Here is a 25157-nt window from a genome sequence, read left to right as displayed (position 1 = left end):
CTGCGGCGCTGCGTGTCGGCGGCTCGGCCGGCTGCGGGCTCAGTCGTGCGGCGACCAGAAGTCGACGAGGCGGCCGACGCCGTGCTCGACCGTCTTCCACGGACCGGAGAAGGTGATCACCGCGATGGCCGCCGTCGGGAATCCGGTGCGGTTCATCCGCGCACGGGCGTCCCCGTCGCTCTCCCCCGCGAGGGCGTCGGCCAGTGCGTGGATGGTCGGGTTGTGGCCCACCAGCAGCAGGTCGTCGACGTCCTCCGGGGTCTCGTTGAGCAGGGCGATCAGGTCACCGAGGGTGGCGTCGTAGAGGCGCTCCTCGTAGACGGTCCGCGGGCGGTGCGGGAGTTCGTGGGCGGCCAGCTTCCACGTCTCGCGGGTGCGCGCGGCCGAGGAGCAGAGGGTCAGTTCGAACGGGATCCCCAGTTCGGCGAGCCTGCGGCCGGCGACGGGGGCCTCCTTGCGTCCCCGTTCCGCCAGCGGTCGCTCGTGGTCGGGGACGTCGGGCCAGTCGGCTTTGGCATGCCGGAGCAGGACGATCCGGCGGGGCGATGCAGCTGCGCTCATGACCCTCAGCTTTCCAGAAATCCGGCCGCCAGGCGCGGGCTGCGGGACGGATCACGGATCGCCGCGGGAGCGTCACAGCAGGTGCTGCAGGAGCCCAGGGAGCCCTTCGCCGACCGCGTGCAGGAGCTGTCCGACGGGCTCCGCGGCCGAGGCGTCCGCGGCACCGGGGCCGGCGACCAGGGCGAGCAGCGCCACGAAGGCAAGGGCGGGCAGGGCGAGCGCCCACCACGGCAGGCGCGTCTGCGTGCCGCCCCCGACCGCCGGGCGGGCGGCGCGGGTTCGCGGGGTACGCGAGGGAACAGCCTGCAGGGACACGGGACGCCTCCGTGGGTCAGCCGGGGTGCCGGAGCGGTGTCCGACCTTGCACCACGACGCTACGGAAGGACGGGCGCCGGGCCCATCGGGTGGCCCACCCACTCGACCCTGACCCTGGCCCCCTAGGGGAGGTGGGGTTGTCCCTACCCCGGGTCTCGGGGTCGCAGGTCAGCCGAACTTGGCGCCGATGATCGCGATCACCGCGACGAGGGCGGGCACGGCCATCATGAGGCCGAAGATGATCAGGAGCTTCTTCTGCGGCTGCGGGGGGTCGGGCTCAAGCACGGGCATGCGGCCCAGTCTCGCACCCGGCCGTGGCGGCCGCGCACGCGGGTGGTCAGAGCTCGTCCTCCACGGAGCGGTCGCGGCCGGCGACCACGCCCGCGGCGATCTGCGGCACCAGCAGGGCCAGCATGAAGGCCACCGGCAGGTCCCAGCCGCCGGTGTGCTGGTAGAGGGCCCCGACGAGGATCGGACCGGGGATGGAGAGCAGGTAGCCCGTGCACTGCGCGAAGGCCGACAGCCGCACCACCCCGCCGCCGGTGCGCGAGCGCATCCCGATCATGGTGAGGGCGAGCGGGAACGAGCAGTTGGAGATGCCCAGCAGCAGGGCCCACACCCAGGGCGCGGCGGCCGGGGCCGCCCACAGGCCGCCGTAGCCGACGATCCCGAACAGGCCGAGGCCGACGGCGAGTCCGCCCTGGTGCCGCATCCGGCCGGCGAGCGCGGGCAGCACGAAGGAGAGCGGTACGCCCATCACCATGGTGACGGCGAGCAGCACGCCCGCGGTGGAGGCGGAGACCCCGGCGTCACGGAAGATCTGCGGCAGCCACCCCATGGTGATGTACGCGCCCGTGGCCTGGAGCCCGAAGTAGACGGCGAGTGCCCAGGCGGTACGGCTGCGGGCGATGCTGCCGGCGGGCGCCCCTTCCGCGGGCGGGGCTGCGGGGGTGGCGGCGGGGGCCGTGGGGGCGTGGTCCCGGTCCCGGACGAGGGCGAGCCAGGGCAGTACGGCGACGGCGGCGATCACGCCCCAGGCGGCGAGGCCGAGCCGCCAGTCGCCACCGAAGGCGCGGGTCGCCGGGACGGTCGCCGCGGCGGCGAGGGCGGTGCCCAGGGACAGGGCCATCGAGTAGAGCCCCGTCATGGTGCCCACCCGGTCCGGGAACCAGCGCTTGACGACGACGGGCATCAGGACGTTGCCGACGGCTACGCCGCCGAGCGCGAGGGCGCTGGCGGCGAGGAAGAGCGCCGTGCCGCCGGCGAACGGACGCAGGAAGAGCCCGAGGGTGATCGCGACCAGCCCCGCGCAGACCACGGCGCCGGGGCCGCGGCGGCGGGCCAGCCGGGGCGCGGTCACCCCGAACACGGCGAAGCACAGCGCGGGGACGGAGGTGAGCAGGCCCGCGACGGTGCCGCTCATGCCCAGGCCGTCGCGGACCTCCTCCAGGAGGGCGCCGAGGCTGGTGATGGCGGGCCGCAGATTGAGGGCGGCGAGCACCAGCGCGACCGCCACCAGGATCCGGGTGCGCCGTACGCCTTGCGCGGCAGGGGGAAGGTGTGCGGGCATGGTGGCCCGTTCCGTGGCAGGGTCGAGCGTCGCTTCGTCGTCACGCATGCCGACCATCATAGAATGATGGGATGAATGTTGAGGAGACCCCATGCCCCTGACCTCACCCCGGCGCTCCGCCCTGGCCGACCAGGTGATCGCGCAGCTGCGCGCCCAGATCACCTCCGGTGAGTGGCCGGTGGGGTCGCGGATCCCCACCGAGACCCAGCTGGTCGAGCAGCTCGGGGTGGCCCGCAACACCGTCCGCGAGGCGGTGCGGGCGCTCGCGCACAACGGACTGCTCGACATCCGGCAGGGCTCCGGCACCTATGTGCTGGCCACCAGCGAGCTCGCCGGGGTGATGCACCGCCGCTTCGCCGACGCCGACCCACGGCACGTGGCCGAGCTGCGCAGCGCCCTGGAGGCGTCCGCGGCCGCGCTCGCCGCGCGGCGGCGGACGGACCGCGACCTGAAGCAGCTGGACGCGGCCCTGGCCCGGCGCGAACGGGCCTGGGAGTCGGGCCGTACCGAGGCCTTCGTCGACGCCGACGCGGCACTGCACCTGTCCGTCGTGGCGGCCTCGCACAACGACGTCGTCGCCGAGCTCTACGCCGACCTCGGCGAGGTGCTGCGCGCCTTCCTGCGCGCGGACGTCGGCGAGGAGCTGCGCGCCGAGCAGTACGTGGACCACGCCCGCCTGGTCGAGGCGATCCGGGCCGGCGATCAGGAGGCGGCCTCCGCCGAGGCCTCCGCGCACGCCTTCAGCTGCCGCTTCAGTCCAGCGTCCCGGTGACCCAGACCTCCTGGATCTCCTTCCAGCAGCGGTCGCTGAGCGTGACGGTCTGCGCGGGTCCGACCGGGACGGAGGCTCCGTCGACGTCCGGGTCCCACCACTGGAGGCACTCGATGTGCAGCTGCACGCGGTCCAGGTCGGGGTCGGGGTTGAAGCACACGGCGACGCCCTCGCTGCCCTGCACCGAGGTCCGGCACTGCGCAACGTCCGGCAGCCGGGCCGCGGCCCCCGCCGCCGCGGCCGCCGGGCCCACACCCGCGGCGAGCGCCGCGACCACCGCCGCGGCGCATACGTAGGGACGCACGATCGACGCCCTCCCTCCGCTCACCCCCGGGCCCCCGCACAGCCATCCTCCCGGCCCGGGGGGTCCGGCCACCCGGTCTGCTGGGCCGAACGGGGGACGGCGCCCCGAACGCGCGTACGGCCTTGGTGCCGCCCGAGGGCGGCACCAAGGCCGTAGGCGAAGGGGCCGGAACGGGCCCGTACGATCAGGCGCCGACCGCGTGCAGACCGCCGTCGACGTGGACGATCTCCCCCGTGGTCTTGGGGAACCAGTCGCTCAGCAGCGCGACGACACCGCGGCCGGCCGGCTCGGGGTCGGCGAGGTCCCACTCGAGCGGGGCCCGGTGGTTCCAGACGTCGGCCAGCTCACCGAAGCCCGGGATGGACTTGGCGGCCATGGAGCCGATCGGGCCGGCCGAGATCAGGTTGCAGCGGATGTTCTGCTTGCCCAGGTCCCGGGCGATGTAGCGGGAGGTGGCCTCCAGCGCCGCCTTGGCCGGGCCCATCCAGTCGTACTGGGGCCAGGCGAACTGCGCGTCGAAGGTGAGGCCGACGACCGAACCGCCCTCCTGCATCAGCGGCAGGCAGGCCATGGTGAGCGACTTCAGCGAGTACGCGGAGACGTGCATCGCGGTGGCGACGGACTCGAACGGCGTGTTGAGGAAGTTGCCGCCGAGCGCGTCCTGCGGCGCGAAGCCGATGGAGTGCACGACGCCGTCGAGGCCGCCCAGCTCCGCGCCGACCACGTCGGCGAGGGAGGCCAGCTGCTCGTCGTTGGTGACGTCGAGCTCGATGACCTTGACCGGCTTGGGCAGCTTCTTGGCGATGCGCTCGGTCAGCGTGGGCCGCGGGAACGCCGTGAGGATGATCTCGGCACCCTGCTCCTGGGCGAGCTTCGCGGTGTGGAACGCGATGGAGGACTCCATCAGCACGCCGGTGATGAGGATGCGCTTTCCAGCGAGGATTCCGCTCATGGTGCTCAGTGACCCATACCCAATCCGCCGTCGACGGGAATGACGGCTCCGGTGATGTATGCCGCCTCGTCGGAGGCGAGGAAGCGGACCGAGGAGGCGATCTCCTCGGGCTGCGCGTAGCGGGCCAGCGGGACCTGGCTGACGATGTTCTTCCGCTGCTCGTCGGTGAGCACACGGGTCATGTCGGTGTCGACGAAGCCGGGGGCGACGACGTTGACGGTGATGTTGCGCGAGCCCAGCTCACGGGCGAGGGAGCGCGCGAAGCCGACCAGGCCGGCCTTGGACGCGGCGTAGTTCGCCTGGCCCGCCGAGCCGAGCAGCCCCACCACGGAGGAGATCAGCACGATGCGGCCCTTGCGGGCGCGCAGCATCTTCCTCGACGCGGCCTTGACCACGCGGAAGGTGCCGGTGAGGTTGGTGTCCACGACGGACGTGAAGTCGTCGTCGGACATCCGCAGCAGCAGCTGGTCGCGGGTGACGCCGGCGTTCGCCACCAGCACCTCCACCGCGCCCTGCTGGGCCTCGATCTCCTTGAACGCCTGCTCGACCTGCTCACCGTCGGTGATGTCGCACTTGACGGCGAAGAGCCCCTCCGGGGGCTCGCCCGAGCGGTAGGTGACGGCGACCTTGTCGCCCGCGTCGGCGAACGCCCTGGCGATGGCGAGGCCGATGCCCCGGTTTCCTCCGGTGACGAGAACCGAGCGGCTCAACGGATCACCCTTTCCCTAGAGGTCTGGTACTCCAGAAAACTATCTGCCTACCTCGCGGTACGGGGAATCGACCCCCGACAGGGGCGTGTGCGAGTCGCTGTCGAGTCTCTACAGAAAACCGCAGGCGGGCGGATTGTCGGAGCGGCATGATTCACTGCGGAGACCTTGACGATTGGACAGAACGGGAGGCCGTCGTGCCCCACGAGGTCGATCAGTCATTCCTGGCGCTGCCGCTGCGGGCGCTCGCGGACGCGGCGCTGGCACGCGCCCGCGCCCTGGGTGCCGAGCACGCGGACTTCCGCCTCGAGCGGGTGCGCAGCGCCTCGTGGCGGTTGCGCGACGGCAGGGCGTCCGGGTCGTCGGACACCACGGACGTCGGCTACGCGGTGCGCGTGGTGCACGGCGGGGCGTGGGGCTTCGCCTCCGGGGTCGACCTGACGATGGACGCCGCGGCGCGCGTGGCCGGGCAGGCGGTCGCGATGGCGAAGCTGTCGGCCAAGGTGATCGCCGCGGCGGGCTCCGACGAGCGGGTGGAGCTGGCGGCCGAGCCGGTCCACTCCGACAGGGTGTGGGTCTCCTCGTACGAGGTCGACCCCTTCGAGGTGCCCGATGCCGACAAGACGGGTCTGCTGTCCGAGTGGAGCGGGCGGCTGCTGGCCGCCGACGGCGTGTCGCACGTCGACGCCTCCCTGATGACCGTCCACGAGAACAAGTTCTACGCGGACACCGCGGGGACGACCACGACCCAGCAGCGGGTGCGGGTGCACCCGGAGCTGACCGCCGTCGCGGTGGACCCGGGTTCCGGCGAGTTCGACTCGATGCGCACCCTGGCGCCGCCGGCCGGCCGCGGCTGGGAGTACCTGACCGGCACCGGCTGGGACTGGGACGCGGAGCTCGCGCAGATCCCCGGGCTGCTCGCCGAGAAGATGGCGGCGCCCTCGGTGGAGGCGGGCTCGTACGACCTCGTGGTCGACCCCTCGAACCTGTGGCTGACCATCCACGAGTCGATCGGCCACGCCACCGAGCTGGACCGTGCGCTGGGCTACGAGGCCGCCTACGCGGGCACCTCCTTCGCGACCTTCGACCAGCTGGGCACGCTGCAGTACGGTTCCCCGCACATGAACGTCACCGGTGACCGCACCGCCGAGCACGGCCTGGCGACCATCGGCTACGACGACGAGGGCGTGGCCGGGCAGTCCTGGGACCTGGTCAAGGACGGCGTCCTGGTCGGCTACCAGCTCGACCGCAGGATCGCCCGGCTCACCGGGTTCGAGCGCTCCAACGGCTGCGCCTACGCGGACTCCCCCGGCCACGTCCCGGTGCAGCGGATGGCGAACGTGTCGCTGCAGCCCGCGCCGGACGGGCCGTCGACGCAGGAACTGATCGGCGGCGTCGAGCGCGGCATCTACGTCGTGGGCGACCGCTCCTGGTCGATCGACATGCAGCGCTACAACTTCCAGTTCACGGGCCAGCGCTTCTTCAGGATCGAGAACGGCCGGCTGGCCGGGCAGCTGCGCGACGTCGCCTACCAGGCCACCACCACGGACTTCTGGGGCTCCATGGAGGCCGTCGGCGGGCCGCAGACCTACGTCCTGGGCGGTGCCTTCAACTGCGGCAAGGCCCAGCCGGGTCAGGTCGCCGCCGTCTCGCACGGCTGCCCCTCCGCGCTCTTCCGCGGCGTCAACATCCTCAACACCACGCAGGAGGCCGGTCGATGAGCTCCGTTTCGAAGCCCCACGAGATCGTCGAGCGCGCCCTGGAACTGTCCCGGGCGGACGGCTGCGTCGTCATCGCCGACGAGGAGTCCTCGGCCAACCTGCGCTGGGCGGGCAACGCGCTGACCACCAACGGCGTGACGCGGGGCCGCACCCTCACGGTGATCGCGACGGTGAACGGCTCCCAGGGCACCGCCTCGGGCGTGGTGTCCCGCGCCGCGGTCACCGCGGATGAACTGGAGCCGCTGGTGCGGGCGGCCGAGGCGGCCGCGCGCGCCGCCGGCCCCGCCGAGGACGCCCAGCCGCTGGTCGAGGGGGTGCCGGCGAGCGCCTCCTTCACCGAGCCGCCGGCCGAGACCTCCTCCGAGGTGTTCGCCGCCTTCGCGCCCGCCCTCGGCGAGTCCTTCGCCGCGGCCCGGGCCGGCGGCCGGCGGCTGTACGGGTTCGCCTACCACTACGTCACCTCCACCTACCTGGGCACGTCCTCGGGGCTGCGGCTCCGGCACGACCAGCCCAGCGGGACCCTGGAGCTCAACGCCAAGTCGCAGGACATGTCGCGCTCGGCGTGGGCCGGGGCCGGCACCCGCGACTTCACCGACGTCGACCCGGCGGCCCTCGACGCCGACCTGGCGCAGCGCCTGGCCTGGGCCGAGCGCCGGATCGACCTGCCCGCCGGGCGGTACGAGACGCTGCTGCCGCCCTCCGCCGTGGCGGACCTGGTGATCTACCAGCAGTGGAGCGCGGCGGCCCGGGACGCCGCGGAGGGCCGTACGGTCTTCAGCCGGCCGGGCGGGGGCACCCGGGTCGGCGAGAAGCTCTCGGAACTGCCGCTGACGCTGCGCAGCGACCCGGCCGAACCGGGCCTGGAGTCGGCGCCGTTCGTCATCGCGCACGCCTCGGGTGACGCCGCGTCGGTCTTCGACAACGGGCTGCCCGTCGAGGCGACCGACTGGGTGCGCGAGGGCGTGCTCAACCGCCTGTCCACCACGCGGCACAGCGCCGGTCTGACCGGGCTGCCGTTCACGCCGTCCGGGGGCAACCTGATCCTGGACGGCGGCGGCAAGCGGTCGCTGGAGGAGATGGTGGCGGACACCGAGCGCGGCCTGCTGCTGACCTGCCTGTGGTACATCCGCGAGGTGGATCCGGCCACCTTGCTGCTGACCGGGCTGACCCGGGACGGGGTCTACCTGGTGGAGGGCGGCGAGGTGACCGGTGTGGTCAACAACTTCCGGTTCAACGAGTCGCCGGTGGACCTGCTGGGCCGGGCCACCGAGGTGGGCCGGACCGAGCGGACGCTGCCGCGCGAGTGGAGCGACTGGTTCACCCGGGCCGCGTTCCCGGCGATGCGGGTCCCGGACTTCAACATGAGCTCGGTCAGCCAGGGGGTCTGACCAGGACGATGGGTGGGGCGATGGACGAGAAGCGGACGGTCAAGGTCTCGAAGTTCCTGGCGCGGGTGCTGCGGCACGACCCGGCCTCGATCGGGATCACCCTGGACGAGGCCGGCTGGGTGGACGTGGACGAGCTGATCGCCGCGTCCGGCCGGGCGGGCCGGCGTTTCTCGCGCACCGACCTCGACCACGTCGTGGCCACCAACAACAAGAAGCGGTACGCGTTCTCGGAGGACGGGCGGCGGATCCGGGCCAGTCAGGGGCACTCGGTGGAGGTCGACCTCGGGCTGTCGCCGGCGGAGCCGCCGGCCGTCCTCTTCCACGGCACGGCCAGCACCACCCTGCCGACCGTGCTGCGCGAGGGGCTCAAGCCGATGTCCCGGCAGGACGTCCACCTGTCCGCGGACGTGGAGACGGCCGTGCGCGTCGGTGCGCGGCACGGCCGTCCGGTGGTGCTGGCGGTGGACGCGGCCGGACTGGCGGCCGCGGGCCACGAGTTCCGGGTGAGCGCCAACGGCGTGTGGCTCACCGACCTGGTGCCCCCGACGCATCTGCGGCCGCACGTCCCGTGAGCCCTGAGCCGGGCGCCCCGGTCAGGTGGCCGTCCGCCGCCGCCTGCCGCGGATCGAGGCCCACAGCGGGGTGATCACGGCGACGACGAGGATCGCGCCGAGGATCTGGAGCACGTGACGGATCCAGTCGATGCCACCGGTGTGCCGGACGCCGATCCATCCGGCGACCGCGTTGCCCAGGAAGGCGCCGAGGATGCCGCAGATGATGGTGAGCCACCAGGGGATGTCCTGCCTCCCCGGCAGGAGCAGCTTCGCCAGGAACCCGAGCACGATGCCGACGATGATCGCCCAGAACCAGTTCATGCGGCCAGTCTCGGCGTGGCCCGGGTACGCCGCATGCCGAAGGCGGCCATACGCCGTACGGCGGGCGCTGTCACACGCAGACGGCCTCCCCGGTCTCCTCTGCGGCAAACCCACGGCGTACCGTGGACAGTGCCGGAACCGGGTGGCTTCCGGCGTTTCGAGCAGGTGGTGGAACGTGATGCGGAAGCGGAGCGGTACCGAGGTCTTCCGGATCACCGGGACCGCGGCAGGGCTCACCGACGACGTCCGCGGAAGGCAGCGGCGCTACATCATCTCGATGTCGGTCCGCACCCTGTCCTTCATCCTGGCGGTCGTCCTGTGGCACGTCTCGACGCCGCTGGCCTGGATCGCGCTGGTCCTCGGCCTGGTGCTGCCGTACATCGCGGTCGTCATCGCCAACGCGGGCCGGGAGAACGCCCCCGGACTGCCGTCGGCCCGGATCGCGCCGCCCGTACGGCCGGCGCTCGGCCCCGGCGAACCGCTGCTGCCGGCGGAGCGGACCCCGGAAGAGGACGGACGCTCCCCCTCCGGTCAGGTCTGAACCATTCCACCGCTCCGGGGCTGCTCAGGGGCCGCTCCGAAGCTCAAGAAAACCTCAGATCAATCATGGGGATCCACTGCACTGCGGGCCTTTCCGCGTGACATACTGCGTACGCGCTCCGCATCCCCCGTCGGAGCGACGGACCGACGCCGGGCGGCTCCCCCCGTGGCTGCCCGGCGTCGCCATGTTTGGATGGGGTTCGTGAACGACGAATCCCCGATCTGCTCCGCCAAGGGTTGCCGCGCCCCCGCCGTGTGGGTGCTCGCCTGGAACAACCCGAAGATCCACACGCCCGAGCGCCGCAAGACCTGGCTGGCGTGCGAGGAGCACCGCGAGCACCTCTCGTCGTTCCTGGGCGTCCGCGGCTTCCTGAAGGACGTCGTGCCCTTCGAGGAGTGGGAGTCGAGCTCAGCCGCCGATGGCTGACATGGGCCGCTCGGGCTGCAGGAACGTGGGGTCGTCCAGGCCGGAGCCGGCCTTCTTGCCCCACATCGCGGTCCGCCAGAGCTCGGCGACCTCCTCGTCGGAGCCACCGGAGCGGAGCGCCGCGCGCAGGTCGGTCTCCTCGCGCGCGAAAAGGCAGTTGCGCACCTGACCGTCGGCCGTGAGCCGGGTGCGGTCGCAGGCCCTGCAGAAGGGCCGGGTGACGGAGGCGATCACACCGACCCGGGCGGGCCCGCCGTCCACCAGCCAGCGCTCGGCGGGGGCGTGGCCGCGGGCCGCGTCGGGCTCGGCGGTCAGCGTGAAGCGGGTCCGCAGGCTCTCCAGGATCTCCTGGGCGGTGACCATGTCGCTGCGCTGCCAGCCGTGCTGGGCGTCGAGCGGCATCTGCTCGATGAAGCGCAGCTCGTAGTCGCGCTCCAGGGCCCAGGCCAGCAGCTCGGGGGCCTCGTCGTCGTTGATGCCGCGCATCAGCACGGTGTTGACCTTGACCGGGGTCAGTCCCGCGGCGTGGGCGGCCTCCAGGCCGCGGACGACGTCGTCGTGCCGCTTGCGGCGGGTGAGGGTCTGGAAGACGTCGGGACGGAGGGTGTCCAGGGAGACGTTCACCCGGTCCAGACCGGCCCCCCTCAGCGCCTGCGCGGTACGGGCGAGGCCTATGCCGTTGGTGGTCAGGGAGAGCTTGGGGCGGGGCTCCAGCTCCGCGCAGCGCTCGACGATCCCGACCAGACCGGGGCGGAGCAGGGGCTCGCCGCCGGTGAAGCGGACGTCCTTGACGCCGAGCGTGGTGACGGCGATCCGCACCAGCCGGACGATCTCGTCGTCGGTGAGCAGTTCGGGCTTGCCGAGCCACTGCAGGCCCTCCTCGGGCATGCAGTAGGTGCACCGCAGATTGCACCGGTCGGTCAGCGAGACCCTCAGGTCGGTCGCGATCCGGCCGTAGGTGTCGATCAGCACGGCGCGCCTCCCTTTGAGGGTCCGGTCGATGGGACGGCAGTGCCGTCCCGTTACTTCGCAGCCTACGGGACGGCACCGACGTTCAACAGTCTGTTTAATGCGCTCCGGCTCCGGTGAGGGAGCGGACCTCCAGCTCCGCGTACTTGCGGTCGGCGTCCTCTTCCGGCTTGGACAGGAGCGTGCCCACCACACCGAGCAGGAAACCGACGGGGATGGAGACGATCCCGGGGTTCTCCAGCGGGAACCAGTGGAAGTCCACGCCGGGGAACATCGCGGTCTCCTTGCCCGAGACCACGGGCGAGAAGACCACCAGGACCACGGAGGTGATCAGACCGCCGTAGATGCTCCACAGCGCCCCGGTGGTGTTGAAGCGCTTCCAGAACAGGCTGTACAGGAGCGTCGGCAGGTTCGCGGACGCCGCGACGGCGAAGGCCAGGGCGACCAGGAAGGCGATGTTGAGCTTGCCCGCGAAGATGCCGAGCAGGATCGCCACGGCCCCGATGGCGACCGCCGCGATCTTCGCCGCCGCGACCTCCTCCTTCTCGCTCGCCGTGCCCTTGCGGATGACGTTGGCGTACAGGTCGTGCGCGAAGGACGACGAGGAGGCGAGGGTGAGGCCCGCGACCACGGCCAGGATCGTGGCGAAGGCGACCGCGGAGATCACGGCGAGCAGGATCGCGCCGCCCGTGGAGTCCGCGCCGCCGCCGATCTCCTGGGCGAGCAGCGGGGCCGCGGTGTTGCCGGCCGCGTTGGAGGTGGTGATCGTCTCCGGGGTGAGCAGGGCGGCGGCCCCGAAGCCCAGCGCGATCGTCATCAGGTAGAAGCAGCCGATGATGCCGATCGCCCAGTTCACCGAGGTACGGGCGGCCCGGGCGGTGGGCACGGTGTAGAAGCGGATCAGGATGTGCGGCAGGCCCGCGGTGCCGAGCACGAGGGCCAGGCCCAGCGAGATGAAGTCGATCTTCGAGGTGGCCGTGACGCCGTACTTCAGGCCCGGCTCCAGGAAGGCCGCGCCCTTGCCGCTCTTCTCCGCGGCGGCGCCGAGCAGCGACGACAGGTTCCAGTGGAACTTGGCGAAGACCAGGAACGTGATCAGCAGGGTCCCGCCGATCAGCAGCACCGCCTTGACCATCTGCACCCAGGTGGTGCCCTTCATGCCGCCGATGGTCACGTACAGCACCATGACGACGCCGACGAGGATGACGATCAGGCGGCGCGGTCCCTCACCGGTGATGCCGAGCAGCAGGGCCACCAGGGCGCCCGCGCCGACCATCTGGGCCAGCAGGTAGAAGATGCTGACAACGATGGTCGAGATGCCCGCGGCCGTGCGCACCGGGCGCTGCCGCAGCCGGAAGGCGAGGGCGTCGGCCATGGTGAACCGGCCGGAGTTGCGCAGGGGTTCGGCGACCAGCAGCAGCGCCACCAGCCAGGCGACGAGGAAGCCGATCGAGTAGAGGAAGCCGTCGTAGCCGACGAGGGCGATCGAACCCGCGATGCCCAGGAAGGACGCGGCCGACATGTAGTCGCCGGAGATCGCCAGGCCGTTCTGGAAGCCGCTGAAGGAACGGCCGCCGGCGTAGAAGTCGGTGGCGTCCTTGGTCTGGCGGCCGGCCCAGACGGTGATGCCGAGCGTCGCGACGACGAAGACCGAGAACAGGGTGATGATGAGCGGTCGGTGTTCGCTCGCGCCGACCGCGACCACCTGGACTCCCGTGGTGTGCAGCGCGGTCATGCGGTGGCCTCCGTGCTCTCGGTGTCGTCGGTGCCCTGGGGGCCAGGGCCTTCCAGGCTCGCCTTGATGGCGTCCGCGCGGGCGTCGAGCTTGGCGTTCGCGTGCCGGGAGTACCACACGGCGATCCCGAAGGTGGTGGCGAACTGCGCGAGCCCGAAGACGAGGGCCACGTTGATGTGGCCCACGACCTTGGTGTCCATGAAGCCGCCGGCGTAGTTCGACAGCAGGACGTAGAGCAGGTACCAGGTGATGAACGCGACCGTGAGCGGGAACGCGAACGAGCGGTATGAGCGGCGCAGTTGGGCGAACTCCGCGCTCGCCTGCACCTCGGCGTACGAGTCGGCAGACGGCGGACCGGAGCTTGCCGACGGTCGTGCGGGGTCCACGATGCCTCCTGTGGGGCGGAGCTTGAGAGGGCACGAACAGGCGACGCGACCCGCGTGGGCGCACGGGGGCGCCGACGTGAGTTACGTCACGTAAAGATCGGACCCGCGCATGGTAGATGCGCGACCACGGCCGCCGACAGGGGGCGGTAGTTGAAAACTGGTTGTTCCTCGGCAACCGGAACTTGAGCTTTCTTTACCAATCCATTGATAGCGCGCCGACGGCGGCGATAGCTTCCAGCGTCATGTACCCGTCCAAGGGCAACACGGCCGCCAGGACGGGCGTTTGGACGATTGGAGATCCCATGGCTCCACTGCCAAGACGGCGCCGCGCCTTCGCGATACCGATCGGTGTCGCGGTGGCGAGTGCTCTCGCCTTCCTGCCGAACGCCGCCTCGGCCGCCACCGCCGGATCCGCCTCGGGCGGCGGCAGTGCCGCGTACGACGGCCCGACGCTGTCGTACGTGGTCAACACCAAGACCGACCGGGGAACCATCAAGTCCGTGGAGCGGGCCGTGTCCCGCAGCGGTGGTGACGTCGTCACCACCTACGACCGGATCGGCGTGATCGTCGTCCACTCGGCGAACCCCGCGTTCGCCTCCGAGATGCGCAAGGTCCGCGGTGTGCAGACCGCCGGGGCGACCCGGACGGCCGCGCTGTCCACGGCGTCGACGACGGAGCTGGGCGCGGTGCAGGAGATCACGGCCGCCGACGCCGCCCGGGCGAAGTCCGCGGCCACCGCCGCGCAGGAGCCGATGGAGCCGGACCAGTGGGACCTGCCGGCCATCAGGGCCGACAAGGCCGCCCGGATCAACCCGGGCAGCCGCAAGGTCACCGTCGCCGTCATCGACACCGGCGTCGACGACACGCACCCGGACCTCACCGCCAACTTCTCCGCCTCGCAGTCCGCCAACTGCGTGGGCGGCAAGGCCGACACCAGCCCCGGCGCCTGGCGCCCGTACACCCCGGACGCCTACCACGGCACGCACGTCGCGGGTGAGATCGCCGCGGCGCGCAACGGGATCGGCGTGGCCGGTGTGGCCCCGGGCGTGAAGGTCGCCTCCATCAAGGTGGCCGACCCCGTCACGCAGCTGTTCTTCCCGGAGAGCGTGGTCTGCGCCTTCGTCTTCGCCGCCGACCACGGCGTCGAGATCACCAACAACAGCTACTACATCGACCCGTGGCTCTACAACTGCTTCGGCGACCCCGACCAGCGGGCCATCGTCGACGCCGTCAACCGGGCCGCGCAGTACTCCCACAAGAAGGGCGTGCTGAACGTCGCCTCCGCGGGCAACTCCAACCACGACCTCGACTCGGACGCGATCGTCGACGCGACGAGCCCCGACGACACGACCCCGGTCACCCGGACCATCGACCCGCACGTCTGCTGGGACATCCCGACCCAGCTGCCGGGCGTCGTCACCGTCTCCGCGACCGGCGTGCAGAAGCTGAAGTCGTACTACTCCAGCTACGGTCTCGGCGTCGTCGACGTCGCGGGCCCCGGCGGCGACCGCTACCAGATCCCCGCCACCCCCTCGGCCAACGGGCGGATCCTGTCCACCCTGCCCGGCAACACCTACGGCTACCTGCAGGGCACTTCGATGGCCAGCCCGCACGTGGCCGCCGTCGCCGCGCTCATCAAGAGCCGCCACCCGCACGCCTCCCCGGAGCAGCTGCAGTGGATGCTCAAGGCCCAGGCCGACGACCCGGGTTGCCCGACGGGTCTGTACGACCCGGACGGCAACGGCGTGCAGGACGCCACCTGCACCGCCGGCCGGCACGTGACCAGCTTCTACGGCCACGGCGTCGTCGACGCCCTGGACGCCGTCACGAAGTGACGCGCCCCGCGTGAGACGAGGAACGCCCGGCGGGATCCCCGCCGGGCGTTCCGCTGTCCGGGCGTTCCGCCGCCCGGACCCGGGGTCAGGCCTTGACGAGGACCTTCAGCGCGGTGCGCCCGTCCATCGCCTTGTAGCCGTCGGGGACGCCGTCCAGGCCGACGGTGAGGTCGAAGACCGGGGACGGGTCGATGGTGCCGTCGAGGACGTCCGGGAGCAGTTCGGGGATGTAGGTGCGGACCGGGGCGACGCCGCCGCGCAGGGAGACGTTGCGGTCGAACATGTCGCTCAGGTCGAGGCCGGTGCCGCTGCCGTGCGGGACGCCGACGTAGCCGACGGCGCCGCCGTCGCGGGTGATGGCGACGGCGGTGCGCATCGACTGCTCGGTGCCGACGGCCTCGATGACCGCGTGGGCGCCGTGGCCGCCGGTCAGTTCGCGGACCGCCGCGACGGCGGCCTCGCCGCGCTCGGCGACGACGTCGGTGGCGCCAAAGGTGCGGGCGATCTCGGTACGGGCCTCGTGCCGGCCGAGCGCGATGATCCGCTCCGCGCCAAGCCGCCGGGCGGCCAGCACACCGCACAGGCCGACCGCGCCGTCCCCGACGACCGCGACCGTGGCGCCGGGCCGCACACCGGCGCCGACGGCGGCGTGGTGGCCGGTGCCCAGCACGTCGGAGAGGGTGAGCAGAGCGGCCAGCAGGCGGTCGTCGGAGAGCGCCTCGGCGGGCAGCCGTACGAGGGTGGCGTCCGCGAACGGCACGCGCACGGCCTCGCCCTGGCCGCCGTCGGAGCCGACCTGGCCCCAGAAGCCGCCGGCCGGGCAGGAGGTCGTCAGGCCCTCCGCGCAGTAGGCGCACGTGCCGTCGGACCACACGAAGGGCGAGACGACCAGGTCGCCCGGCGTGAGCCCGGACACCTCGGAGCCGGTCTCCTCCACGACGCCGAGGAACTCGTGCCCGATGCGCTGTCCCGGCTGCCGGGCCGACTCGCCGCGGTACGCCCACAGGTCGCTGCCGCAGATGCAGGCCAGCACCACGCGCACCACCGCGTCGGTGGGCTGCCGGACCGCCGGGTCCGGCACCTCCTCCACGCGTATGTCCTGGGGGGCGTGGATCACGGTGGCGCGCATACGGAGGTCGTCCTCGCTGGTCGTACGAATGGGGTCGTACCACCGTACCGGCCGGTGGCGAGCAGGGACTGCGCCCCGAGATAGGTGAGCATGATCCAGAAGTCGGCCGCCGGGAGCTGCGGGAGGTCGGCGAGCCGGGTCGCGAGCAGGGTGTCGGAGACCAGGAACAGCGCCCCGCCCACCGCCGTCGCCCGCGGGCCGAGCGCGGCCGCACCGGCCGCCATCGCCGTCAGCAGCAGGCTGTACGCGGCGACCGGGATCCGCAGCCCGGAGGGCAGGCCCGGCCACACCACGACGAGCGCGGCGACCCACACGACCGTGTAGCCGGCCGCCGTCGCGGCGGCGCGCCGCCGGTCGGAGAACGCTCCGCGGGCGGCGAAAAGTGTGAGGTAACAGACGTGCCCGGCCGCGAAGGCGCCCATCCCGGCGAGGAAGGACGTGTCCCCGTCGAGCTGCAGCAGCACGTCCCCGGCCCAGCCGCACAGCAGCGCGGCGACCAGCAGCCGGGGGCCGCCCCGCAGTGCCGCGCAGACCGCGAGCAGCGGCACCAGGACGGGCTTGGTGAGGTGGTCGGCCGTCACCGACCCCGCGAGCTGGGCGGCCAGGTGGACCGCGGCCACCACCGCGAAGACGGCCAGTGCCGCGCGGGCGGCGCGCTCCCGGGTCACGCCGCCGGCTCCTCGCCTCGCGGCCGCCAGCCGGGACCGCGCAGGACGTGGCCCGCTCGGTCCCGCCAGGTGCGGGCGGCGGCCACGTCCCGGGCGATCGCGGCGTACTCGTGGGTGGCCACGCGCAACGGGTTGAACGTGGTGATGTTCTTGGTGAGTCCGAAGACCGGGCGCTGCACCTCCGCCGCGAAGGAACCGAACAGCCGGTCCCAGACGATCAGGATGCCGCCGAAGTTGCGGTCCAGGTAGCCGCCCTGCGAGGCGTGGTGCACGCGGTGGTGCGAGGGCGTGTTGAGGACGAACTCCACCGGGCGGGGGAGCTTGTCGACGCGCTCGGTGTGGATCCAGAACTGGTAGACGAGGTTGAGCGAGGAGCAGAAGGCCAGTGCCGCCGGGTGCACCCCGCAGACGATCATCGGCAGGTAGAACACCCACGACGTCATGCCGGTCCAGGGCTGGCGCAGCGCGGTGGAGAGGTTGAACTTCCGGCTGGAGTGGTGCACCACGTGGGACGCCCACAGGATGCGGACCACGTGGTGGCCGCGGTGCTGCCAGTAGTAGAGGAAGTCCTGCGCGAGCAGCATCAGCGGGATCGTCCACCACACCACGGGCACCCGCAACGGGGTGAACGCGTACACAGCGGTGTAGACCGCGACGATCGGGATCTTCCAGAGGAAGTCGAAGAACAGGCTGCCGAGTCCCATCGACAGGCTCGTCGCGGTGTCCTTGGCGGCGTAGCCGGCGGCGTCCTCGTCCGGATGGATCCGGTAGCTGATCAGCTCCAGGACGGTGAGCAGCACGAACGCGGGTATGGACCACATCACGGCATCGGGCAGTTGCGGCATGCGCGCACCTTAAGGGCGTGCGGCGGCCCGGGCTAGAGGTCGTTACCGATCGGTTCTACCCGGGGGTACCCGCGGGATCACGCCGGGTCGGCCGCCTCGGAGGGGCGACGGCCCAACCGGGTCCGCGCGATTGATGGTTGACCCACGGAGGCCGCGCGCGGCGGGCCCCGCGCGCCGCCGCGGCCGACCCGTCCCCGGCGGGATCCGACGGTGCGCCAGGGACGGGTGGCGGCGGGCACTGTCGGTGGCCGCCCGTATTGTGTTCCTCCATGCACGCGCCCCAGCTTCCGCACCCGTCGTGGCCAGAGGCCTACCCCGACGGATACGCCGTCGTGGACGTCGAGACCACCGGCCTCGGCCGCGACGACCGGATAGTGTCCGCGGCCGTCTACCGGCTGGACGCGCGCGGCGAGGTGGAGGACCACTGGTACACCCCCGTCAACCCGCAGCGTGACCCGGGCCCGGTGTGGATCCACGGCCTCACCTCGGCCATGCTGGCCGACGCCCCGCTCTTCGGCGAGGTCGCCGCCGAGCTGGCGGACCGGCTGTCGGGCCGGGTGTTCGTCGCGCACAACGCGGTCTTCGACTGGTCCATGCTCGCCCGGGAGTTCGCGCGGGCGGGCACCGTGGCGCCGGTGGAGCACCGGCTGTGCACCATCGTGCTCTCCAAGGCGCTGGGGCTGCCGCTGACCAACCACAAGCTGGAGTCCCTGGCCGCGCACTTCGGCGTCGTCCAGCAGCGCGCCCACCACGCCCTGGACGACGCGCGCGTGCTGGCGGAGGTGTTCCGCCCCAGCCTGCGGCAGGCCGCGGCGGGCGGACTGCAGTTGCCGCTGCACGCCTGCCGCCCCCTGACGGAGTGGATCGACACGGCCGTCCCCCGGCAGTCGGTCTCCGCGGGCTACCGCAGCACGTACCGGCCGATGAACTGGCGGACCTCGCGGAAGCGGCCGGCCTGCCCCTATCCCAACCCGGGGCGGCTGGAGTCCGGCGGACCGCTGGTCCAGGGGATGCGGGTCGCCTTTTCGGGCGACACGGGCATCGACCGCGAACTGCTGGAGGACCGCGCCACCGAGGCGGGTCTGCACGTGTCGTCCTCCGTGAGCCGGCTGACCAGCCTCCTGGTGACCAACGACCCCGACTCGCTCACCACGAAGGCCGTACGGGCCCGGCAGCTCGGCACCCCGGTCGTCGACGAGCGCCGCTTCGCCGAGTTGCTGCGGGACGTCGCCCCCGCGCCGGACGTGCACGGCTGACGCCTCCGTTCGAGTGGTGCGCCCGCGACGCACCCGGTCACCGATTGCCGCGCCAGGGCCCGGCCCGCACCCTGGGCCTCATGGCCCGATGCGAAGTATGCGGAAACGACTACGTGATGAGCTTCGAAGTGCACGCCCAGGGGGCCGTGCACGTCTTCGACAGCTTCGAGTGCGCGATCCACCGGATGGCGCCCATCTGCGAGCACTGCCGGGTACGGATCGTCGGCCACGGGGTCGAGGTCGACGGCCACTGGTACTGCGGCGGCCACTGCTCCAAGGCGGAGGGCCGCAGCGGCATCGTCGACCGGGTCGGCTCGCTGCCCGGCGGCGGCTGATCCCGGCGGCTGATCCCGGTGGCCGCGCCCGGGCACCGTCCGACCCCTCCGGAAGGCGCCCCGCGACCGAGTTGTACGGTCATGGGGTGTACCGCTTCCTGTTGTCCCGGCAGTGGGTGATCCTCACCCTCATCGCACTGCTCCTGATGCCCGCCATGGTCGAGCTGGGCTTCTGGCAGTTGCACCGGCACGAGCGCCGGGTGGCCAGCAACCACCTGATCGCGGACAACCTCGAGGCGGAGCCCGTCCCGGTGGAGTCCCTGACCGCCCCCGGCACAGCCGTGCCGAGGCGGCAGATCTACCGCACGGTCACCGCGACCGGGCACTACGACACCGCCCACGAGGTCGTCGCCCGCCAGCGCACCGCCGCCGACGGGGACAGCATCGGCTACCACGTGATCACCCCGCTGGTCCTGGCCGACGGCCGGTCGGTGCTGGTCAACCGGGGCTGGATCCCCGCCGGCACCGACCTGACCACGTTCCCCAAGGTCCCCGCGGCACCGTCCGGCGAGATCACCGTCACCGGCCGGCTGCGCCCGGACGAGACCACCGCGGCGACCGGCATCAGGAACAAGGGCGGGCTGCCCGACCGCATGATCATGCTGATCAACAGCGGGATGGTGGCCAAGGACCTGCCCGCGGCGGAGCGGCCGGTCGGCGGCTACATCGAGCTGGTGGCGACCTCCCCCAAGCCCTCCGGGCGGCAGCCCGAGCTGATCCCGGATCCCGACCACGGCAGCATCGGCATGCACATGGGGTATGCGATCCAGTGGTGGCTGTTCACCGCCATGGTGCCGGTCGGCTGGGTCATCCTCGTCCGCCGCGAGCGGCGGGAGCGGCTCGCCGCCCGCGACGCGACGGCGCAGGAGAGCACCACGGCCGAGCCGGCCGCCGCTGCGGTCGCGTCGCCCTAGTGCCGGGGGCACCCTCGTAGAGCGGGGACCCTCGTAGAGGGAGAGACGGAGGCCGACCGTGGCGGCACTGATCGAGGACTACGCGGTCATCGGTGACCTGCAGACCGTCGCGCTGGTCTCCAGGAGCGGCTCCATCGACTGGCTGTGCCTGCCCCGCTTCGACTCCGGCGCCTGCTTCGCCGCGCTGCTGGGCGACGAGGACAACGGCACCTGGCGGATCGCCCCGTCCTCCGCCTGGGACGAGGAGCCGTGCACCCGCCGCTCGTACCGCGCGGGCACCCTGGTGCTGGAAAGCGTGTGGGAGACCCGCGACGGCACCGCCAAGGTGATCGACTTCATGCCGCAGCGCGATCGCGCACCGGACGTCATGCGCATCGTCGAGGGCGTGCGCGGACACGTCGCCATGAGCAGCGAGCTGCGGCTGCGCTTCGACTACGGGCGGGTCGTCCCCTGGATGCGCCGCACCGACGGCCACCGCGTCGCGATCGCCGGGCCGGACTCGGTGTGGCTGCGCGCCGAGCCGCAGGTGCCCATGTACGGCCGGGGCTTCGCCACCCACGCCGACTTCACCGTCGCCGAGGGCGAGCGGATCGCCTTCGTCCTGACCTGGCACCCCTCCCACGAGAGCCGGCCGCGCCTGATCGACCCCATCCGGGCACTGGAGCAGAGTTGCGCGGACTGGGAGTCCTGGTCGGCCAAGTGCCGCTACGACGGTCCCTGGCGGGACGCGGTGCTGCGCTCGCTGATCACCCTCAAGGCGCTCACGTACGCGCCCAGCGGCGGCATCGTCGCGGCGGCGACCTCCTCGCTGCCCGAGGAGATCCGCGGGGTGCGGAACTGGGACTACCGCTTCTGCTGGCTGCGCGACGCGACGCTCACCTTGAACGTGCTGGTGGAGACCGGCTACCTCAAGGAGGCCTACCACTGGCGCGACTGGCTGCTGCGCGCCGTCGCCGGCGACCCCGCCGACCTGCAGATCATGTACGGGCTGGCCGGTGAGCGCCGGCTGCCGGAGGAGGAGCTGGACTGGCTCGCCGGGTACGAGGCGTCCCTGCCGGTGCGGACCGGGAACGCCGCCGCCAAGCAGCTCCAGCTCGACGTCTACGGCGAGGTCCTGGACTCGCTCTTCCTCGCCCGCAGCTTCGGGCTGCGCGACGAGCCCCACGCCTGGGCGGTGCAGCGCACGCTGATGGACTTCCTGGAGTCCAAGTGGCACGAACCCGACGAGGGCCTGTGGGAGGTGCGCGGCGACCGGCGGCACTTCGTGCACTCCAAGGTGATGGCCTGGGCGGCCGCCGACCGGGCGGTGCGCACCCTGGAGGGGCAGCCGCACCTTTCCGGCGACGCGAACTCCTGGCGGGCGATGCGCAGCGAGGTGCACCGGGAGGTGTGCCGCAAGGGCTTCGACCGCGAGCGCAACACCTTCACGCAGTACTACGGCTCCAAGGAACTGGACGCGGCGACCCTGCTGATCCCGCAGGTGGGCTTCCTCCCCGTCAGCGACAGCCGGGTGGTCGGCACGGTGGAGGCGGTACGCCGCGAGCTGGACCACGGCGGCTTCGTACGCCGCTACACCCTGGAGGACAGCAGCGTGGACGGGCTGCCCGGCGGCGAAGGTGCCTTCCTGGCCTGCTCGTTCTGGCTCGCCGACGCGCTGCACCGGATCGGCCGCACCGACGAGGCGCGCGAGCTGTTCGAGCGGCTGCTGGGCCTGCGCAACGACGTCGGCCTGCTGGCGGAGGAATGGGACCCGGTCGACCGGCGCCAGCTGGGCAACTTCCCGCAGGCGTTCAGCCACATCGGCCTGGTCAACACCGCGCTCACCCTCTCCGGCCGCGATGGGGCACGATGACGCCATGGACCTCGGGCTGAAGGACAGGGTGTACGTCGTCACGGGCGGGACCCGCGGGCTGGGCTTCGCCGCCGCGCGGGAACTGGTGGCCGACGGCGCGCGGGTGGTCGTCAGCGGCCGGCACGAGGAGTCGGTGGCCGCCGCCGTGGCGGCGCTCGGCGGCGCGGAGCGGGCGACCGGCGTCGTCGCGGACAACGCCGGGCCCCAGGCGCCGGAGCGGCTGGTCGCCGCCGCCCGCCGGGCGTTCGGCAGGCTCGACGGCTTCCTCATCAGCGTCGGCGGGCCGCCGGCGGGCGGCGCCGACGTCATCGGCGACGACCAGTGGCGGGACGCGTTCGAGTCCGTCTTCCTCGGTGCCGTACGGCTGTCCCGGGCGGCCGCCGACGAGCTCGGCGAGGGCGGCGTCATCGGCTTCGTGCTCTCGGGCTCGGTGCACGAGCCGATCCCCGGGCTCGTGGTCTCCAACGGCCTGCGGCCGGGCCTGGCCGGCTACGCCAAGAGCCTGGCCAACGAACTGGGACCGCGCGGCATCCGCGTGGTGGGGCTGCTGCCCGCCCGGATCGACACCGACCGCGTCCGCGAGCTCGACGCCCTCACCGGGGACGCGGACGCCGCCCGCGCCCGGCTCAGCGAGCGCATCCCGCTGCGCCGCTACGGCACCCCGCAGGAGTTCGGACGAACCGCCGCCTTCCTGCTGTCGCCCGCGGCGTCCTACCTGACGGGGGTCATGCTCCCGGTGGACGGCGGGGCGCGCGGCGGCTTCTAGCGGCGCGTCCGCCGCCCCGTCCGTCGCGCACCGGCGCGGTCAGCTGACGCGGGCGGCCCGGTGGCTGACGGCGCGCAGGCGCGCCTCGGCGGGGAGCCGGGGGAGGCCGGCGCTGACGCGGGCGCGGTCCAGGACGGCGGAGTCGAGCCCGGCGAGGACGTCGCCGGGGACGGCGTGCGGGGACAGCGCGAGCTGCAGCCGGGCGCGGGGCGCGGTGGGCGTGCCCATGAGCGCGGTGGTGGCATGGTCGACGCCGTGGAGCTGCTCGGCGTCGGCGGCGATGATCTCCTCCAATGCGCGGCCGCGCAGCAGGGCCACACCCTCGTCGTCGGCGTCCACCGCCAGCCGGCGCAGCCTGCGGTCGCGCACCTGGGCGAGCAGCCACCACAGGGCGCCCAGCACGAGCAGCGCCAGCACGCCGATCACGACGGGCCACCACCACGAGGAGTCCTCGTAGCGGCTCCGGTCGCCCCCGCTGAGCAGCACGTCGTCCCGCCCGTTGTACGGGCGGCGCAGCAGGCCCGTCGCGGAGCACAGCACGACGGCGCCGGCGAGCACCAGGGCCAGCCCGACGAGGGCGAGGACGACACGATTGACGGTGGCGCGCACCGCGCCTCACCCCTCTTCCATGCGGCGGACGTGCAGCGCGAGGCCCAGCGGCCGGGCCAGGCCCAGCTGTTCCATGGCGTCGGCCAGGGAGGACGCCAGATCGGCGCGGACCGCCTCCGTCTCCCGGAAGGCGATCACGGCGCGCACGGTGGCGGTACGGCGGGTCACCGTGACGCGCGCAGAGCGCACCCCGGAGACCTCCACCGCGCGGTCGCGCAGGGTGAGTTCGGCGGCGTGGCGGTCGAGTCCGGCCCGTACGGGCGCCGTTCCGGCGCGCATGGCGAGCACGTCGCGCAGCCCCGGGGTGACGGCGAGGACGAGCAGCCACAGGCCGAGCAGGACCGCCACACAGGCCCCGGCCAGGATCCACGGGTCGTCCAGCGGGCGGGTGGCCAGTTCGTCCGCGAGGATCCGGCGCCAGGCCATCCCGGGCCGTCCGGCGCGCACCGCGGCGACGTCGTACAGCAGCAGCCCGGCCGCGGCGGCCAGGAGGGCGGCGGTGATCGCGGCCGGGAGGCGGCGCGGGGACCAGAAGCGCCGCGGGCGGGAGCCGTACGGCGGCCGTCCGGTCGGCGGCAGGGGTGCCGGGCCGAGGTCGCTCACCGGACCCTCGCCTCCTCCAGGATGTGGCTGGCCCGTGAGTGCAGCCGCTCGACCTCCACGGTCACCCCGAGGACCCCGACGCCGGTCAACTCCTCGACCCGGGCCGCGACATGACGGCGCACCGCGCGGCACACCGCGGCGATGTCCACCGGGTAGCCGAGTTCGACGGAGAGCCGTACGTACACCTGCTCGCGGTGGACGGAGACGCCGGCCTGGGGGCGCGCCCCGCGCGGCACGTACTCCCTGCCGGGGGCGTCGGCGAGCGCCTCGCGGGCCGCCTGGGAGGCGATCTTCGCCAGCACGCGGTCGGCGAGGCGGAGCGAACCGCGCTCGCCGGGGACGAGGGGCGGCGGAACGGAGGACGCCGGCGTCGGCACCGCGGCCGTCATCCGGGGGCTCACCGCCTCCGGTCACGGCTGCGGAAGAACTCCCCTGGTTCCAGGTCGCCGTCGAGGAACCGGCCGACGACGAACCCGACGGCGCCGAGCGCCGCCACGAGCAGGAAGGCCGCGAACCCACCGAAGTACCCGGCGAATCCGAGCGCCATCCCGACGATCAAGCCGAGCACGGCCATGCTCATCGTCCGCTCCCTGTTTCCCGCCCGGGGCCCGTCACTGGACCCGCTGCTCCTGGTCGTCGTCGTCCGTGTCCTCGGGCAGCTTGACGTCGCCCACCGCGATGTTGACCTCGATGACCTCGAGGCCGGTCATCCGCTCAACGGCCGCGATGACGTTCTCGCGCACCCCGTGCGCGACCGCCACGATCGAGACCCCGTAGTCCACGACGACGTCGAGGTCGAGGGCGGCCTGCACCTCGCCCACCTCGGCCCGGACGCCCCGGGTAACGGACTTGCCGCCGGGCACCCGGTCGCGGACCGCACCGAAACCGCGGGAGACCCCGGAACCGAGGGCGTGCACGCCCTCCACGTCACGCGCCGCAAGCCCGGCGATCTTCTCGACCACGCCGTCCGCGATGGTGGTCCGCCCGCGCGTCGCGGGATCGCCCAGGGGCGCCCGCCGCTGCCCTGACGTGGCGTTGCCGGCCGGGCTGGTCCCCTTCTCCAGGGTCCGGCCCCGCCCCTCCGGCTGCTGCGCGGTGTCGGTCATCGCACCTCTTCCCTTCG

31 protein-coding genes are annotated in these 25157 nt (G+C 72.8%); 12 read left to right on the top strand and 19 right to left on the bottom strand.

Annotated elements, in window-relative coordinates; all coding sequences use genetic code 11:
- Nucleotides 1-39: 39 nt before the first annotated feature.
- The 4 genes from ACFYYN_RS12570 to ACFYYN_RS12555 all read right to left on the bottom strand — a co-directional run bounded on the left by ACFYYN_RS12570 (nucleotide 40) and on the right by ACFYYN_RS12555 (nucleotide 2494).
- Entirely contained in the window at nucleotides 40-561 is a 522-nt protein-coding gene (locus ACFYYN_RS12570) for a SixA phosphatase family protein (protein WP_499511114.1), read from the bottom strand.
- Between the two features lie 72 nt (nucleotides 562-633).
- Nucleotides 634-876: a hypothetical protein gene (locus tag ACFYYN_RS12565; RefSeq protein ID WP_500327383.1), complete on the bottom strand. Its 243-nt coding sequence runs from the start codon at nucleotides 874-876 to the stop codon at nucleotides 634-636.
- Between the two features lie 168 nt (nucleotides 877-1044).
- Complete coding sequence (locus ACFYYN_RS12560) at nucleotides 1045-1167, bottom strand: SGM_5486 family transporter-associated protein (protein WP_500327381.1); 123 nt, start codon at nucleotides 1165-1167, stop codon at nucleotides 1045-1047.
- Nucleotides 1168-1213: 46 nt separating this feature from the next.
- Nucleotides 1214-2494, bottom strand: a complete 1281-nt coding sequence (locus tag ACFYYN_RS12555; protein WP_500545703.1) for a CynX/NimT family MFS transporter — start codon at nucleotides 2492-2494, stop codon at nucleotides 1214-1216.
- Between the two features lie 43 nt (nucleotides 2495-2537).
- Here ACFYYN_RS12555 and ACFYYN_RS12550 point away from each other — a divergent pair, with 43 nt between their 5' ends.
- Nucleotides 2538-3218, top strand: coding sequence for a FadR/GntR family transcriptional regulator (locus ACFYYN_RS12550; RefSeq protein ID WP_500327378.1), 681 nt, complete (start codon nucleotides 2538-2540; stop codon nucleotides 3216-3218).
- Here ACFYYN_RS12550 and ACFYYN_RS12545 read toward each other — a convergent pair.
- The 3 genes from ACFYYN_RS12545 to fabG form a co-directional block, all read right to left on the bottom strand.
- Nucleotides 3199-3522 carry a hypothetical protein gene (locus ACFYYN_RS12545; protein ID WP_500545702.1) on the bottom strand — a complete coding sequence of 108 codons (324 nt, stop codon included), beginning with the start codon at nucleotides 3520-3522 and terminating at the stop codon, nucleotides 3199-3201. The genes ACFYYN_RS12550 and ACFYYN_RS12545 overlap by 20 nt on opposite strands.
- A 184-nt stretch (nucleotides 3523-3706) precedes the next feature.
- Entirely contained in the window at nucleotides 3707-4474 is a 768-nt protein-coding gene (fabI, locus tag ACFYYN_RS12540; RefSeq protein WP_500327375.1) for an enoyl-ACP reductase FabI, read from the bottom strand.
- A 5-nt stretch (nucleotides 4475-4479) separates the two neighbouring features.
- Nucleotides 4480-5184 carry a beta-ketoacyl-ACP reductase gene (fabG, locus tag ACFYYN_RS12535; protein WP_499511121.1) on the bottom strand — a complete coding sequence of 235 codons (705 nt, stop codon included), beginning with the start codon at nucleotides 5182-5184 and terminating at the stop codon, nucleotides 4480-4482.
- A 194-nt stretch (nucleotides 5185-5378) separates the two neighbouring features.
- On the opposite strand from fabG, the gene ACFYYN_RS12530 reads away from it, so the two are divergent.
- From ACFYYN_RS12530 to ACFYYN_RS12520, 3 genes are read left to right on the top strand one after another with little or no spacing between them, the layout of a single operon-like run.
- The gene (locus ACFYYN_RS12530; protein WP_500327374.1) at nucleotides 5379-6902 is read left to right on the top strand and encodes a TldD/PmbA family protein; all 1524 of its coding nucleotides are present in this window, start codon (nucleotides 5379-5381) and stop codon (nucleotides 6900-6902) included.
- A complete protein-coding gene (locus ACFYYN_RS12525) occupies nucleotides 6899-8290 on the top strand; it encodes a metallopeptidase TldD-related protein (protein WP_500327372.1) in 1392 nt (463 codons plus the stop codon). The genes ACFYYN_RS12530 and ACFYYN_RS12525 overlap by 4 nt, the downstream gene beginning before the upstream one ends.
- Before the next feature lie 20 nt (nucleotides 8291-8310).
- The gene (locus ACFYYN_RS12520; RefSeq protein ID WP_500545701.1) at nucleotides 8311-8862 is read left to right on the top strand and encodes an RNA 2'-phosphotransferase; all 552 of its coding nucleotides are present in this window, start codon (nucleotides 8311-8313) and stop codon (nucleotides 8860-8862) included.
- Between the two features lie 21 nt (nucleotides 8863-8883).
- Here ACFYYN_RS12520 and ACFYYN_RS12515 read toward each other — a convergent pair whose 3' ends face one another.
- Nucleotides 8884-9165 carry a GlsB/YeaQ/YmgE family stress response membrane protein gene (locus ACFYYN_RS12515; protein ID WP_499511125.1) on the bottom strand — a complete coding sequence of 94 codons (282 nt, stop codon included), beginning with the start codon at nucleotides 9163-9165 and terminating at the stop codon, nucleotides 8884-8886.
- A 178-nt stretch (nucleotides 9166-9343) separates the two neighbouring features.
- Here ACFYYN_RS12515 and ACFYYN_RS12510 point away from each other — a divergent pair, with 178 nt between their 5' ends.
- Both ACFYYN_RS12510 and ACFYYN_RS12505 read left to right on the top strand, forming a co-directional pair.
- Nucleotides 9344-9706: a DUF3099 domain-containing protein gene (locus ACFYYN_RS12510; RefSeq protein WP_500327368.1), complete on the top strand. Its 363-nt coding sequence runs from the start codon at nucleotides 9344-9346 to the stop codon at nucleotides 9704-9706.
- 201 nt (nucleotides 9707-9907) lie between these two features.
- Nucleotides 9908-10132, top strand: coding sequence for a hypothetical protein (locus tag ACFYYN_RS12505; protein ID WP_499511127.1), 225 nt, complete (start codon nucleotides 9908-9910; stop codon nucleotides 10130-10132).
- Here ACFYYN_RS12505 and moaA read toward each other — a convergent pair.
- From moaA to ACFYYN_RS12490, 3 genes are all read right to left on the bottom strand, one after another.
- Nucleotides 10115-11104 (bottom strand): GTP 3',8-cyclase MoaA, encoded by a 990-nt coding sequence (moaA, locus tag ACFYYN_RS12500; protein ID WP_500327366.1) that lies wholly within the window; start codon nucleotides 11102-11104, stop codon nucleotides 10115-10117. The genes ACFYYN_RS12505 and moaA overlap by 18 nt on opposite strands.
- A 94-nt stretch (nucleotides 11105-11198) precedes the next feature.
- The gene (locus tag ACFYYN_RS12495; RefSeq protein WP_499511129.1) at nucleotides 11199-12836 is read right to left on the bottom strand and encodes a monocarboxylic acid transporter; all 1638 of its coding nucleotides are present in this window, start codon (nucleotides 12834-12836) and stop codon (nucleotides 11199-11201) included.
- Nucleotides 12833-13222 (bottom strand): DUF485 domain-containing protein, encoded by a 390-nt coding sequence (locus ACFYYN_RS12490; RefSeq protein WP_499511130.1) that lies wholly within the window; start codon nucleotides 13220-13222, stop codon nucleotides 12833-12835. Before ACFYYN_RS12490 ends, ACFYYN_RS12495 begins: the two co-directional genes overlap by 4 nt.
- 302 nt (nucleotides 13223-13524) lie before the next feature.
- Here ACFYYN_RS12490 and ACFYYN_RS12485 point away from each other — a divergent pair, with 302 nt between their 5' ends.
- Nucleotides 13525-15057, top strand: a complete 1533-nt coding sequence (locus ACFYYN_RS12485) for a S8 family peptidase (RefSeq protein WP_499511131.1) — start codon at nucleotides 13525-13527, stop codon at nucleotides 15055-15057.
- Nucleotides 15058-15142: 85 nt separating this feature from the next.
- Here ACFYYN_RS12485 and ACFYYN_RS12480 read toward each other — a convergent pair whose 3' ends face one another.
- Genes ACFYYN_RS12480 through ACFYYN_RS12470 form a run of 3 tightly spaced genes read right to left on the bottom strand, consistent with a single transcriptional unit; the run spans nucleotide 15143 to nucleotide 17699 of the window.
- Complete coding sequence (locus ACFYYN_RS12480) at nucleotides 15143-16186, bottom strand: zinc-dependent alcohol dehydrogenase family protein (RefSeq protein WP_500545700.1); 1044 nt, start codon at nucleotides 16184-16186, stop codon at nucleotides 15143-15145.
- The gene (locus ACFYYN_RS12475; protein ID WP_500545699.1) at nucleotides 16171-16854 is read right to left on the bottom strand and encodes a lysoplasmalogenase; all 684 of its coding nucleotides are present in this window, start codon (nucleotides 16852-16854) and stop codon (nucleotides 16171-16173) included. Before ACFYYN_RS12475 ends, ACFYYN_RS12480 begins: the two co-directional genes overlap by 16 nt.
- Complete coding sequence (locus ACFYYN_RS12470) at nucleotides 16851-17699, bottom strand: sterol desaturase family protein (RefSeq protein ID WP_500327362.1); 849 nt, start codon at nucleotides 17697-17699, stop codon at nucleotides 16851-16853. The genes ACFYYN_RS12475 and ACFYYN_RS12470 overlap by 4 nt, the downstream gene beginning before the upstream one ends.
- 269 nt (nucleotides 17700-17968) lie before the next feature.
- Between ACFYYN_RS12470 and ACFYYN_RS12465 the strand changes: the two genes are divergently transcribed.
- The 5 genes from ACFYYN_RS12465 (at nucleotide 17969) to ACFYYN_RS12445 (ending at nucleotide 22822) form a co-directional block, all read left to right on the top strand.
- The gene (locus tag ACFYYN_RS12465) at nucleotides 17969-18955 is read left to right on the top strand and encodes a DEDDh family exonuclease (protein WP_500545698.1); all 987 of its coding nucleotides are present in this window, start codon (nucleotides 17969-17971) and stop codon (nucleotides 18953-18955) included.
- 80 nt (nucleotides 18956-19035) lie between these two features.
- On the top strand, nucleotides 19036-19290 hold the full coding sequence (locus tag ACFYYN_RS12460) for a metallothionein (protein ID WP_431963558.1): 255 nt from the start codon (nucleotides 19036-19038) through the stop codon (nucleotides 19288-19290).
- 86 nt (nucleotides 19291-19376) lie between these two features.
- Nucleotides 19377-20204 (top strand): SURF1 family cytochrome oxidase biogenesis protein, encoded by an 828-nt coding sequence (locus ACFYYN_RS12455; RefSeq protein ID WP_500545697.1) that lies wholly within the window; start codon nucleotides 19377-19379, stop codon nucleotides 20202-20204.
- Nucleotides 20205-20262: 58 nt separating this feature from the next.
- Entirely contained in the window at nucleotides 20263-22056 is a 1794-nt protein-coding gene (locus ACFYYN_RS12450) for a glycoside hydrolase family 15 protein (RefSeq protein ID WP_500545695.1), read from the top strand.
- A gap of 4 nt (nucleotides 22057-22060) precedes the next feature.
- Nucleotides 22061-22822 (top strand): SDR family oxidoreductase, encoded by a 762-nt coding sequence (locus ACFYYN_RS12445; RefSeq protein ID WP_500327353.1) that lies wholly within the window; start codon nucleotides 22061-22063, stop codon nucleotides 22820-22822.
- A gap of 39 nt (nucleotides 22823-22861) precedes the next feature.
- Here the strand turns inward: ACFYYN_RS12445 and ACFYYN_RS12440 are convergent, their stop codons facing one another.
- Genes ACFYYN_RS12440 through ACFYYN_RS12420 form a run of 5 tightly spaced genes read right to left on the bottom strand, consistent with a single transcriptional unit; the run spans nucleotide 22862 to nucleotide 25140 of the window.
- Nucleotides 22862-23431, bottom strand: coding sequence for an alkaline shock response membrane anchor protein AmaP (locus tag ACFYYN_RS12440; RefSeq protein WP_500545694.1), 570 nt, complete (start codon nucleotides 23429-23431; stop codon nucleotides 22862-22864).
- A 6-nt stretch (nucleotides 23432-23437) separates the two neighbouring features.
- On the bottom strand, nucleotides 23438-24034 hold the full coding sequence (locus tag ACFYYN_RS12435) for a DUF6286 domain-containing protein (protein WP_500545693.1): 597 nt from the start codon (nucleotides 24032-24034) through the stop codon (nucleotides 23438-23440).
- The gene (locus tag ACFYYN_RS12430; protein ID WP_500545692.1) at nucleotides 24031-24423 is read right to left on the bottom strand and encodes an Asp23/Gls24 family envelope stress response protein; all 393 of its coding nucleotides are present in this window, start codon (nucleotides 24421-24423) and stop codon (nucleotides 24031-24033) included. The genes ACFYYN_RS12435 and ACFYYN_RS12430 overlap by 4 nt, the downstream gene beginning before the upstream one ends.
- Nucleotides 24424-24431: 8 nt before the next feature.
- Complete coding sequence (locus tag ACFYYN_RS12425) at nucleotides 24432-24614, bottom strand: hypothetical protein (protein ID WP_018560608.1); 183 nt, start codon at nucleotides 24612-24614, stop codon at nucleotides 24432-24434.
- 31 nt (nucleotides 24615-24645) lie between these two features.
- Nucleotides 24646-25140 carry an Asp23/Gls24 family envelope stress response protein gene (locus tag ACFYYN_RS12420; protein WP_500327347.1) on the bottom strand — a complete coding sequence of 165 codons (495 nt, stop codon included), beginning with the start codon at nucleotides 25138-25140 and terminating at the stop codon, nucleotides 24646-24648.
- Between the last annotated feature and the right edge of the window lie 17 nt (nucleotides 25141-25157).

Source organism: Streptomyces sp. NPDC001902 (assembly GCF_042891295.1).
Lineage (GTDB): Bacteria > Actinomycetota > Actinomycetes > Streptomycetales > Streptomycetaceae > Actinacidiphila.
The sequence above is the reverse complement of the archived record's forward strand: the minus strand, read 5'-3'. Positions and strand labels throughout refer to the sequence as shown.